Raw genomic sequence first — 12,435 nt, forward strand, 5'->3', positions numbered from 1 at the left:
TGGACGGATCATTCAGATGAATTCACGGCTGTGGGTGGACATGTCGGGAAATGACCTATATAGAATCAAGCAATCTATCGATAATCATTCCATGCGGACCGTTTGCGGAACGCAGATCGCGTGTGGGCACTTTGCGCTGGAATGAAGTTCTATCAATGTTAAAAAGGAGATTAAGTCCGCCAGCACAGCGGGGTTAAACTTAATGCATGGTATTTTATACAAGGAAGAAAGTATGAAGTCGCCGGCTGAGACGAAAATAAGCTTGAAGAGCGTTTTTAAAGTCTTCGGCGATGACCCGGAGCGTGCAATGCAAGAATTGCGCGCAGGTAAATCAAAAACCCAGATTCACAGCGAACTTGGCGCAACAATCGGCGTCGATGATGCGACCTTCGACATCTATGAAGGCGAAGTATTCGTTATTATGGGCCTCTCCGGCTCGGGCAAATCCACGCTTCTGCGTCTGCTCAATCGCTTGATCGAACCGACTGCCGGTTCCATCGAAGTGGACGGCCGCGATATCGTCAAAATGACGAAGCGCGAGCTGATCGATCTTCGTCGTCGCGACATGAGCATGGTGTTCCAGTCTTTTGCGCTCCTGCCCAATCGTTCGGTTCTGAACAATGCGTCGTTCGGTCTCGAAGTGGCCGGAATGGGTGAGGCTGAACGTCACCAGAAGGCACTGAAAGCACTCGCTGCTGTTGGTCTTGAACCATATGCCCACAGTATGCCGGATCAGCTTTCCGGCGGTATGAAGCAGCGTGTCGGACTGGCGCGCGCGCTGGCAAGCGAGCCGACCATTCTTCTGATGGACGAGGCATTTTCTGCCCTTGATCCGCTGATCCGCACCGAAATGCAGGACGAACTCAAGCGGTTGCAGGCTGAACATAGCCGGACGATCATTTTCGTGAGCCATGATCTGGACGAAGCCATGCGTATCGGTGATCGTATCTGCATCATGCAGCACGGCAAGGTCGTCCAGGTGGGAACGCCGAACGAAATCGTGTCCGCACCGGCCAACGATTATGTTCGTTCCTTCTTCCGCAATGTCGACGTGTCCCGCGTATTCAAAGCCGCTGATGTGGCTCGCGACGACGAGCTGATCGTGTTTGAACCCGAACAGCTGGCGACGGCGCTCGAGCGTTTCGACGCGAGCGGCAAGACGTTCGGCGTGTTGATCGATGCCGACCGTACATATCGCGGCATGGTCAGTCGTGATGCGCTGGCAAAGGGTGCTGTCGCGCAGGATGGCGAGAGACTGGATAGCGTCTCTGCTATCGAAGCCGAAGCGCCGCTTGCCGGATTGCTGACACAGGTGGCGGAAAGCCCTTGGCCGGTCCCGGTCACTGACCGCCAGAACCGTTATGTCGGTGCTATCAGCAAATCGGCCTTGCTTGAAACGCTTGGTCGCGCGGGCTGAGACCTGCGCGCCAACGGCCTTTTGCCTGATGAAGGCAGAATTGGTCCAATCCAGAAGAAATACGGAAATGGACGGTAAAACATGGATTTGAATTTCAGTGTCGGCGGATGGGCGGATGTTGTGGTCAACTACATTCTCGACCACTTTACGCCTGCGCTCGATATGATCGCAGCCGCCATCGGTTTTGTGACTGACGGTATTCAAAACGCTCTTCTCGCAGTCCCGCCGATAGGTGGGGTCGCAATTCTTACACTGCTCGCGCTGTGGCGTGTGGGGTGGAAGTTCGCGATATTCACGGCTCTCGCATTGGGCCTTATCATCCACATGGAATTGTGGACGGGCACGATGGAAAGCCTCTCTCTGGTGCTGGCATCAACGGTTATTGCTGTCGTGATCGGCATTCCGCTTGGCATCGCCATGGCGCGCAGCGATACAGTCGCCTCGATTGTGCGCCCGGTGCTCGACCTCATGCAGACGATGCCCGCTTTCGTCTATCTTATTCCGGCAGCAATGTTCTTTGGCCTCGGTGCCGTGCCCGGAACAATTGCGACGGTGATATTCGCCATGCCGCCGGTTGTGCGTCTGACCAATCTTGGTATCCGGCAGGTACATGCCGAATTCGTTGAAGCCGGGCTGGCCTTCGGCTGCACGTCACGGCAGCTTCTGTTCAAGGTGCAGCTTCCAAACGCCATGCCCTCGATCATGGCCGGCATCAACCAGACGATCATGCTGTCGCTTTCAATGGTGGTCATCGCGTCGATGATCGGTGCGGGCGGCCTCGGCAATACAGTGTTGACCGGCATCCAGCGCCTCAATGTGGGCCTCGGCTTTGAAGGTGGCCTTGCCGTGGTCATTCTGGCGGTCATTCTCGACCGCATTACCCAGAGCTTCGGCAAGGGCGGAGCCGGATTTTTCAAAAGGCTCGCATCTTTAAGAAAGGCGGCGGACACTCAGTCCGCCTCGTCCTTTCGCAAGCAGGAAGCATAAAGAAAGCCAAAATAACCAAGAATAACCCAATAATAACAATGGGAACTGATACCAATCGAAAAGGAGAAGCTATGTTAGGCAAACTAACCAAATTCGGTCTGGCGGCAGTTGTGGCGGGAACGATGACTATGGGCGCAGCATTTGCGCAGGACGGCAAGCCGGTGAAGATCGGCTGGGCACCGTGGTCGGATGCTGAGTTCGTCACCAAACTTGCCAAGAAACTGATCGAAGACAATCTCGGCCAGAAGGTTGAACTGGTTCAGACGGACGTGGCCCCACTTTATCAGGGCGTGAGCCGTGGCGATATCGATGCCATGATGATGGCCTGGCTGCCGGAAACGCACGCCGATTACTATGCACGTGTGAAGGACAAGGTCGAAGACCTAGGCCCGCTCTATGAAGGTGCAAAGCTCGGTTGGATTGTTCCGGCTTACATCCCGGAAAGCGAGATCAGCTCCATTGAAGACCTGAAGAAGCCAGAAGTTCGCGAGAAGCTGAAGGGCGAAATTCAGGGCATCGATCCGGGCGCAGGCCTCACTCGTCTATCGCAGGAAGCGATCAAGAAATATGGGCTGGACTACAAGCTCAATATTTCGAGTGAAGCGGCCATGCTGACGACAGTTGATCGCGCCACACGTTCCGACGGCTGGTTCGTGGCAACTTCGTGGAGCCCGCACTGGATGTTCGGCAAGTACAAGCTCCGCTATATTGCCGATCCTGAAGGCGCACTGGGTGGTGCCGAACATATCGACGCCATTGCACGTAAGGGCTTCAAGGAAGACAATCCGAAAGTTGCTTCGTTGCTGACCAAGATGAGCATTCCGATCAGCGAGCTCGAAGCTGCAATGTTCGATGCGCAGGAAACATCCTATGAGAAGGCCGTCGATAAATATATCGCGGACCATCCGGACCGCATCAAGGAATGGCTGGCTGAGTAATCAGCCCCGGAAGAAAGCCCCGGGAAACCGGGGCTTTTTCATGCCTTATCCTCTTCGAGCGATCAAAATGCCCGATATCACGATGATACCGCCCAGAGCCTGCAACATGCCGATAGGTTCCGACAGGATAGTCCAGGCAAGAAACGCTGCGACAACCGGTTGCAGAAGCAGGGTGAGTGACGAGAACGATGCCGGAAGATAGGCGAGGGCATAAGCGATCATGCTCTGGCCTGCGGCATGAGTTACCCATGCGAGGCCTGCAAGAATAAGCCATCCATAGAGCGTGGCAGGCAGTATCTGACCTTCCATGAAATACGCAACCGGCAGCGAAAAGACGGCTGCAATCGCGCTGCTCCACAGCATGATGCGCATGGTGGAAAAGCGGCTGCGCAAGCGGCCAACCGAGAGAATGTAACCGGCATAGAAGACTGCGGCCAGAAGCGCCATCGCATCGCCGGACGATTGGGACTGGAGAAGCTCGCCCGGTCCACCCTTTAGCACGACGACGCCAATGACCGCGACGGCAAGGCCGATCATGAAAGACGTGCTCACGCGCGATTTGAAAAGCAACCAAGCGCCCAATGTCACGAAAATCGGCGCCATATTGGCAAGCAGCGTGGCATTTGCAACGGATGTCATGTGCAGCGACAAGTGCCACGCGCCGAGGTCAAAAGCGATAAATAGGCCTGGCAGGGCGAGGCGCAAACAGTCGGACAGCGTGAGCGGGGTAGTATCCTTTTCGTCGCGCCGTTCGCGACCATCCATGAGCAGAAGCGGTAAAACTGCGAGTGCAAGACGCCAGAAGCCTGTTGCGAGCGGACCCACCTCGGAAAGTCGGACAAAGATCGGCGAGCTGCCAATAGCGATTCCGCCAACGATCAGAGCGGTCATCGCCAGACGTTGCGCATTGGTAGGAGCGGGGCTTGCGGCGGTGGTATGCGACATTCTCAAACTCAAGGTTGTGCCGAAATCGTTCTGTTGCCCGCGCAATGCACGCAGCTAAAGAGCGACTGCCGGCTTTGGACTGAACTGGTCGTGGAGAAAGTCGAGCACATTTCTTTCACCATCCACGTTCTGAATATTGTCCGTCATGTCGCAAAAGAATGGGAACGAAGAAAATTTTGCCCGCGACATTGCTATGACGCGGGCTTGCTTATTCCTCTTTGAGAGAGGCGTCCAGCATTGGGTTATCGCAGAAACCGGAAATTTCATCACGTTTCTGTTCGGCACATCGTAAACTATATGAAAAAGCGCCCTCAAAGGGCGCGTTTCCAATTATCAACGAGAATAGGGCGAATAGCACTGTCTGCGCGGCCCATTATAGGGCTGGAATGTATTGTCCGAGGAGCGATAGGATTTGTAGCGGTTATAGCACCACTGAACATGCGCGTTGGACATCCTCGGTGCACGATAAACGGGGCGAGGCTGACTTACGGCACCGCCAATGATGGCACCTGCGCCGAAAGCTGCCAGCGGATACCACCACCCGTCATTATAGCGACGATAGCCATGACGATAATGCCGATAGCCGCGATGACCGTTCCAGTATCCCGGCCGGTGGGGCCTATGGCCATTATAGTGACGTGGCGGGCGGCGATGATCGCGCACCTGTTCCACATTATGATTGATGACCGGACGTTCCAGATTCAAAGGCGCTGCCATTGTCGGCGCGATGGACGTCGCTCCGAAGATCACGGCCAACGCACCGACACAGGTCTGTTTGAAGATATTCACGTGCAACCCTCCGTCTTAGGTGATTAAGGTAAACGCTTGAAATATCGATTTGTTCCCGCTTTTCTACAGGCGGAAAGCCGGGTTTTCGCTGTTTTGGGCAGGACTGAATGTTGCGCAAAATGAAAGGGAGCAGGCTCCTCCCCAAGAACCTGCTCCCCCAATGCATCGCCCCCCGCCATAGGTGGTGCGATGCTTACTTTTATGGCCCTTGCCGAGCCTGAATTCAGCGTGTCAGACCTTACCTTCGAGTGCAGCATTTAGCAACTTCAACGCGCGTTCTTTTGTCAATTCAATCGGGTTGCCGCCAGCGGTTGGATCGACGATAGCCATCTCGGCAATCAGGTCTTTCCGGGCGTCATCCATTGTGAGGCCTTTGATGAATTCGGGCAGCGTATTGGGGACGCTCAAATCGCTCCGCAATTTCATGACTGCTGCCAGAAATCCGTCGAATCCGCCCTTGATGCCGAGATAATCGGCAAGCCGTTCTATACGCTTTTCGATGGCAGATCGGTTCTGAAGCAGGACATAGGGCATGAAAACCGCATTCGTCATGCCATGATGGGTATCATAAAGGGCACCGATGGGATGCGACAGCGAATGGATTGCGCCGAGCCCTTTCTGGAAGGCCGTTGCACCCATTGCGGCCGCTGCCATCATGTTCGCACGCGCTTCAATATTCTTGCCATCGGCATAGGCGGTGGGAAGGTTTTCAAGAACCAGACGGATACCCTCCACCGCGATGCCATCGGCCATCGGATGAAATCCCGGAGCGCAATAGGCTTCAAGGCAGTGTGCCAGTGCGTCCATGCCAGTGCCCGCAGTGATGAAAGGTGGCATTCCGGTGGAAAGCTCAGGATCGGCAATGACTGTGACCGGCAGCATCTTGGGGTGGAAGATGACCTTCTTGGTATGGGTCGCTTCGTTGGTCAAGACACCTGCACGGCCAACTTCCGATCCTGTGCCAGCGGTCGTGGGCACGGCAATGATCGGGGCAATTGCTTTGCTGTCAGCGCGCGTCCACCAGTCACCAATGTCTTCGAAATCCCAGACCGGTCGTGTCTGCCCTGCCTGAAAGGCAATCAGCTTGCCGAGGTCGAGCGCTGAACCACCACCAAAAGCGATGACACCATCATGCTTGCCGCTTTTGAAGACCTCAACGCCCGCATAGAGATTGCTTTCGACCGGATTAGGTTTGACGTCGGAGAAAACCCCGTATCTCACACCGGCTTCATCCAGAATAGCGAGCGTGGACGCCACCACTGGAAGTTTTGCCAGACCGGGGTCAGTCACAAAGAGCGGATTCTGAATGCCAGCGGCCTTGAGGACGGCAGGCAATTCCTTGATGCGGCCTGGGCCAAAAAACACGGTGGTGGGGAAATTCCATTTGGCAGTCAAAGTGGTCATGTCGATTGCTTTCCAGAAATTCAATTCAGATCAGATTTTCTCACGCAGGTGGAAGGATTTCGGTCGCGTGAGGTTGCCGTAGCCGATGGGTGACAGGGCAGCACCCTTGCCAGTGTCTTTGACCCCGGTCCAGACAAGTGCGGGGTCGAGATAATCGCAGCGGTTCATGAAAACCGTGCCCGTTTCGATGCGGTCACCGAGAGCGGCAGCGTGGTCCGTATCTGCTGTCCAGAGCGAAGCTGTGAGGCCGTAGATGCTGTCATTCATGAGCGCGAGAGCTTCCTCGTCATTGCGTACTTTCATGATGCCGACGATGGGGCCGAAGCTTTCTTCACGCATGACGCTCATCTGGTGGTCGACATTGGTGAGCACTTCCGGCGCGACATAGGGAGAGCCCGCGCGATCATTCTCGACGCTCATATTGACGTGGGTCTTCGCACCCTTGCGCAACGCTTCCGCCTTCTGCTCGCGGATGAGATCGGCAAAGCGCGCCTGCGCCATTGGTCCAAGCGTCGTTGAGTTATCCAGCGGATTGCCGACGACATATTGCTTCGTCAGGTCGATGAAACCATCGACGAAGCGGTCATAGACTGCTTCATGAACATAGATGCGCTCGATCCCGCAGCAGCACTGGCCGGAATTGAAAAAAGCACCATCGACCAGATTGGCGACGGCATGGTCCAGATTGACATCAGGAAGCACATAGGCCGGGTCCTTGCCGCCAAGCTCCAGCCCGAGCGTCATGAATGTGCCTGCAGCAGCCTTTTCGATGGCGCGCCCCCCGCCAACCGAGCCGGTGAAATTCACGTGGTCAATTGTGCCGGATGCAAGCAACTTTTCGGTCGATGCGTGATCGAGAACGATATTCTGGAAGACACCCTTGGGCAGCCCGGCCTTCTCAAACGCTTTTGCAAAGCGTTCACCAGCCAGAAGCGTCTGCGTTGCATGTTTGAGGATCACGGTATTCCCGGCCATAAGTGCGGGAATGATTGTGTTGACGGCGGTGAGATAGGGATAGTTCCACGGTGCAATCACCAGAACCACGCCGAGCGGCACGTGCTTCACATACCGACGGAAACCATCCTTCTGTGTGGGCACATAAGGTTTCAGCGCCTCTTCGGCGATGTCGATCATATATTGGCCGCGTTCCTGCACGCCGCCATTCTCCCCGCCGTAACGGATCGGGCGCCCCATCTGCCATGCGATTTCAGGGATAATCTCTTCCTGCATCCCGGCAAGCGCATCCAGTGCGGCCCGGCAATAGCGCGCGCGCTCAGCAATACTCAACTGAGCCCAGCCTGTTTGCGCAGCGCGCGCTGCCGCCACCGTCGAGGCGATTGCAGCCTCATTTAAAAAAGGACGCTCGGCATAAACCGAGCCGTCTATCGGAGAGATGATCTTGGCCGTGCCGCTCATCTGCAATTTCCTCTGAAGTCTGGCATTGCGTTATTCATTTCGGGACCGGTCACGCGGGTCAATAGCGCTCGAAACCGCGATGTAGTTCCCAGTCGGTCACGCGCCGGTCGTATTCGATCTGCTCCCAATGGGCGGTGTGGACATAGTGGTTGACCACAGCCTCCCCAAAAGCTTCCTTGAGAAACGACGAGTTCTTGAGCGCCTGTGCGGCCTCCCGGAGCGTGTAAGGAATTTCCTTGAGTTTGACCGCACTATAGGCATCGCCGACAAAGGGCTCATCAAGTTCCAGTTGTTCATCTATGCCTTGCAAGCCCGATGCGATAAGCGCTGCAAAGGCCAGATATGGATTGAGATCAGCACCACCGATGCGGCATTCGATACGGATGCCTTTCGTGCCTTCGCCGCAAAGGCGGAAACCTGCAGTGCGGTTATCCTGGCTCCACATGATTTTCGTCGGCGCAAAAGTGCCTGCCTGAAAGCGCTTGTAGGAATTGATGTAGGGCGCCAGGAAATAGGTGTAGTCGGTGGCGTATTTGAGCTGTCCGGCCACCCAGGAACGCATCAACGGCGTCATAGTGTATGGGGCTTTCGGATCAAAGAAGAGCGGTTCCTTGCCATCGGCGCTCCAGATGGAATTATGCACGTGGCTGGAGCTTCCAGCCTTGCCGTAATCATACTTGGCCATGAAGGTGATGCATTTGCCGTGTGCTTCGGCGATTTCCTTCATCGCATTCTTCATGATGACATGGCGGTCTGCCATTTCGAGCGCTTCGGCATAGCGCACATTCAGTTCTTCCTGTCCCGGACCCCATTCGCCCTTGGAGTTTTCGACCGGAATTCCCGCTGCCGCGAGCTGGTTGCGCATTGCGCGTAGAACCGGTTCCTCCTTGGTGGTCAGGTGGATGACATAATCCTGCACGTAAGGAGATGCCGTTTCCATATCCTGCCAGTGCTTTGCGCGGGCTGTCTTATAGGTCTCGTCAAAAAGATAGAACTCAAGCTCAGACGCGAAATAGGCGCGATAGCCGCGCTCGTGCAGGCGCGCGAGCTGTTTCTTAAGGATAGCACGCGGGGAATGCGCCAGATCCTGATGGTCGTGATGATCGAGCACGTCGCAAAGCACGATGGCGGTCTTTTCCAGCCATGTGGCGACGCGCAAGGTTGAAAGATCCGGCTTGATGACAAAATCACCATAGCCCTTGTCCCATCCGGCGGCCTCATAGCCCGGCACTGGTTCCATATCGATATCGTCGGCAAGAAGATAATTGCAGCCGTGGGTCTCGTCGTAACCAGATTCCACGAAAAACTGCCCGTAGAAGCGTTTGCCGATCAAGCGTCCCTGCATGTCCACAAAACATGCGAGAACCGTATCGATTTCATCATTCGCAACAGCTTTTTTCAATGCATCGAAAGTCAATTGTCCGGCCATTTATGCTCGCTCCAGAACGGAAAAAAGTGATGGACGCGGCACAGTGTGCCGCGTCCAAAATCCTTAGGCATAACGGTAAGGTGCACCCGCACCTCGCATGGTTTCCTGATATTTTTTCAGGATTGCGACCACCTTCGCGTTTCTCTCGCTCTTGGTTGCGATTTCATCCCAGAACTGTTCGGCAGCGTCCTCGATCTGCTTCCATTCCGATTCCGGAATAGTTGTCAGTTCCAGCTTCCCACCGGTGGTGCGATAGTGAGCTTCGCCCCACCAGTACCAATGCTGGCGATAATAATGCGATGAGTCCATTGCCAGCTTGAAGAGCGTCTTCAGGTGATCCGGCACGGCGTCCCATTTCTCGGTGTTCGCGAAATAGGAACCGGCCCATGCGCCGTTGATATTGTTGGTCAGATAGTATTTGTTGATGTCGGCCCAGCCGACTGTATAAGCCTCGGTCGCGCCACACCATGCAACGCCGTCAAGCTCACCCGTCTGGATAGCGACTTCGATATCTTCCCAAGGCAGCGTGACAGGCACGACGCCGAATTTGGTCAGGAAGCGGCCACCGGTCGGGAATGTGAAGACCCGAAGTCCCTTTAGGTCAGCAACGCTGCGGATCGGCTTGGTGGTTACGAAATTGCAGGGGTCCCAGGAACCGGCGCTGAGCCATGTGACGCCCGGAATTTCCTTATAGGCTTCCTCCCAGATTTCATTGAGTCCGTACCAGTTGAACAGGGCAGGCACATCGAGGCTGTAGCGCGATGCAAAGGGGAAATAAGCCCCAAACACCGCGACATCGACTGGTGACGCCATGGAGTCGTCATCACTTTGCGCGGCGTCGATTGTGCCGGACTGAACCGCGCGGAACAGCTCACCCTGCGGCACAAGCTGGTCGGCAGTATAAAGTTCGATCACCATCTCGCCATTGGCAGCCTTGTTGAAGGCGTCGATAGACGGCTTGATGACGTGCTCTGCAAGTGCCGGACCTGCATAAGTCTGGAGCCGCCATTTGATTGGGCTTTGCGCCCTCACATATGGCGTTGCAAGCGTGCTTGCACCCAGCGCGCCAACGGTTGTCAGCCCGGCTTTCTTGAGAAAATCGCGTTTGTTAAGCTTGCTATTCTCACTCATGCCCATTCTCCCACTCTTGTTTGAGTTCACCCTTTATGTGTTCCGGTCTGGCCGTTCTGGCTCTTGTCACCGGCTTATGCGTATTCTCCCGTAATTATCGTCATCGTCCGGTGTACCAGTTGGGCAACCACATCGCGATCTGCGGAAAGATCATCAGAAGGATGATGGTCAGCACCATGAGGAAGAAGAACGGTACGATTGAACGATAGATGTCTATCAGCGTGACTTCCTTCGGGGCCAAGGCTCGCATCATGAAGAGATTGTACCCGAAAGGCGGCGTGATATATGCGATCTGGCAGGTGATCGTGTAGAGCACACCGAACCAGATGGCGTTGAAGCCGAGGCTCTTGACCAGCGGTATGTAAAGCGGTGCCACGATGACCAGCATTGCCGTGTCATCAAGGAACATGCCCAATATGATGAACGAAAACAGCATCAGTATCAGGATTGTCCAGGGCGACAGATCGAAGGTGTTCAGCAACACCCTTTCAATGGCTTTCACCGCTCCGAGGCCATCGTAGACCGACGAAAAGCAGAGTGCAGCCAGAATGATCCAGAGGAACATGCAGGTGACGGTGAGACTGTTCCGTGACGTGGTTTCCCAGACAATCTTGTTGAGGCGTCCGGTGAAAAGCGCGGCAAGCGTTGCAAGCAATGCGCCGACGGCTGAGCTTTCAACAAGGCTGGTAACGCCGGTGAGGAACAGGCCCATCATCGCGCCGAAGACCACGAGTGGCAGAATGCCTGCGCGTAGCGCGACGAAGCGGTCGTGCCATGTGATCCTGTCCAGTTCTTCTTGTGGCAAAGTCGGTCCGAGCTCGGGCTGGAGGCGGCAGCGTATGTAGATATAGATCGCAAAGAGCGCGGCCATGAGAAGGCCGGGACCAATCCCTGCGAGCCAGAGCTGCAATACCGGCTGCCGGGCAATCATCGCATAAAGTACCAGCACGACGCTTGGCGGAATAAGGATACCAAGCGAGCTGCCCGCCTGGATGACGCCCGTTACCATAACCTTGTTGTAGCCACGCTTGAGAAGCTCTGGCAGTGCGACGGTAGCACCGATTGCCATGCCCGCAACGCTCAGGCCGTTCATGCAGGAAATAATGACCATCAGGCCGATCGTACCCAGTGCCAGACCGCCGCGAATGCCGCCGAACCACACGTGGAACATGCGGTAGAGATTGCTGGCAATGCCCGATTCCGAGAGCATGTAGCCCATGAAGACGAAGAAGGGCACAGTGATAAGCGGATACCAGTTCAGCACCGCAAAGGTGGCATTATACGGCATCTCGAACGAGCCTTTGCCCCAAAGCAGAAGCGCGGCGAGCGAGCCGACAAAACCGATCACGCCGAATACGCGCTGCCCGGTCATGAGCAGCACCATCATGGTTGCAAACATGAAGAGCGTTATGAATTCCGAACTCATATGTGATGCCCTTCCTCAATGGCAGGACCCGCAATGGTGCTGATCGGCTGTCCACGCAGGGAGGCCCAGTCCTTGAAGAAATTGGAGACGCATTGCAGCAGCAGCAGGAGAATACCGACAGTCATGATGAGCTTGATCGGCCAGAGAAGCGGCGCCCAGGCGGTATAGTTCTTCTGGCTGTAAACGATGGCGTAGTTGGTCGATGAAATGCCACCGGCGACCATCACACCGAGATAGAAGATGATGAACAGGATGGTGATCATGTCGGTGATCATTTTCCTGCGTGGTGAAAGACGGTCAAAGAACAGGTCCATGCGCACATGCGCGCCTTGCTGCATGGCGTAGGCACCGCCGAGCAGATAATAGGCAGAGAGCAAGAACTGGGACATTTCCAATACCCAGTTGACCGGTACTCCGAGAACAACACGCGAAAAAGTCGAATATAGAAGGCAGGCACCGAGCACGAAGAAGAGATACATCGCGAAGCGCCCGACATAGTAATTCACTGCATCAACATATTTGACGAACAGTCTGATCGGCTTCGGCATTTCCC

The 12,435-nt window shown here is 55.3% G+C and carries 11 protein-coding genes; 3 read left to right on the top strand and 8 right to left on the bottom strand.

The annotated features are described in order from the left end of the window. Positions 1-232: 232 nt before the first annotated feature. The 3 genes from proV to FG152_RS01680 all read left to right on the top strand — a co-directional run bounded on the left by proV (position 233) and on the right by FG152_RS01680 (position 3,342). The gene (proV, locus tag FG152_RS01670; protein ID WP_010659074.1) at positions 233-1,417 is read left to right on the top strand and encodes a glycine betaine/L-proline ABC transporter ATP-binding protein ProV; all 1,185 of its coding nucleotides are present in this window, start codon (positions 233-235) and stop codon (positions 1,415-1,417) included. A gap of 81 nt (positions 1,418-1,498) precedes the next feature. After that, positions 1,499-2,404: an ABC transporter permease gene (locus FG152_RS01675; RefSeq protein ID WP_010659073.1), complete on the top strand. Its 906-nt coding sequence runs from the start codon at positions 1,499-1,501 to the stop codon at positions 2,402-2,404. 71 nt (positions 2,405-2,475) lie between these two features. Further along, positions 2,476-3,342: a glycine betaine ABC transporter substrate-binding protein gene (locus FG152_RS01680; protein ID WP_010659072.1), complete on the top strand. Its 867-nt coding sequence runs from the start codon at positions 2,476-2,478 to the stop codon at positions 3,340-3,342. A gap of 45 nt (positions 3,343-3,387) precedes the next feature. Here FG152_RS01680 and FG152_RS01685 read toward each other — a convergent pair whose 3' ends face one another. The 8 genes from FG152_RS01685 to FG152_RS01720 form a co-directional block, all read right to left on the bottom strand. Continuing rightward, the gene (locus FG152_RS01685) at positions 3,388-4,287 is read right to left on the bottom strand and encodes a DMT family transporter (RefSeq protein WP_029375998.1); all 900 of its coding nucleotides are present in this window, start codon (positions 4,285-4,287) and stop codon (positions 3,388-3,390) included. A 333-nt stretch (positions 4,288-4,620) separates the two neighbouring features. After that, complete coding sequence (locus FG152_RS01690; RefSeq protein WP_010659069.1) at positions 4,621-5,076, bottom strand: BA14K family protein; 456 nt, start codon at positions 5,074-5,076, stop codon at positions 4,621-4,623. Positions 5,077-5,307: 231 nt separating this feature from the next. After that, entirely contained in the window at positions 5,308-6,480 is a 1,173-nt protein-coding gene (locus tag FG152_RS01695; protein ID WP_010659068.1) for an iron-containing alcohol dehydrogenase, read from the bottom strand. Between the two features lie 30 nt (positions 6,481-6,510). Continuing rightward, the gene (locus FG152_RS01700; RefSeq protein WP_010659067.1) at positions 6,511-7,896 is read right to left on the bottom strand and encodes an aldehyde dehydrogenase family protein; all 1,386 of its coding nucleotides are present in this window, start codon (positions 7,894-7,896) and stop codon (positions 6,511-6,513) included. Positions 7,897-7,954: 58 nt separating this feature from the next. Further along, positions 7,955-9,325, bottom strand: a complete 1,371-nt coding sequence (locus FG152_RS01705; RefSeq protein ID WP_010659066.1) for a glutamine synthetase family protein — start codon at positions 9,323-9,325, stop codon at positions 7,955-7,957. A 63-nt stretch (positions 9,326-9,388) separates the two neighbouring features. Continuing rightward, positions 9,389-10,456, bottom strand: a complete 1,068-nt coding sequence (locus FG152_RS01710) for a TRAP transporter substrate-binding protein (protein ID WP_012093235.1) — start codon at positions 10,454-10,456, stop codon at positions 9,389-9,391. A gap of 100 nt (positions 10,457-10,556) precedes the next feature. After that, entirely contained in the window at positions 10,557-11,882 is a 1,326-nt protein-coding gene (locus FG152_RS01715) for a TRAP transporter large permease (protein ID WP_010659064.1), read from the bottom strand. Continuing rightward, the gene (locus FG152_RS01720) at positions 11,879-12,430 is read right to left on the bottom strand and encodes a TRAP transporter small permease subunit (protein ID WP_010659063.1); all 552 of its coding nucleotides are present in this window, start codon (positions 12,428-12,430) and stop codon (positions 11,879-11,881) included. Before FG152_RS01720 ends, FG152_RS01715 begins: the two co-directional genes overlap by 4 nt. Positions 12,431-12,435 lie beyond the last annotated feature (5 nt).

Origin of the sequence: Ochrobactrum sp. XJ1, from assembly GCF_024701725.1 — a bacterium.
Taxonomy (GTDB): domain Bacteria; phylum Pseudomonadota; class Alphaproteobacteria; order Rhizobiales; family Rhizobiaceae; genus Brucella; species Brucella anthropi.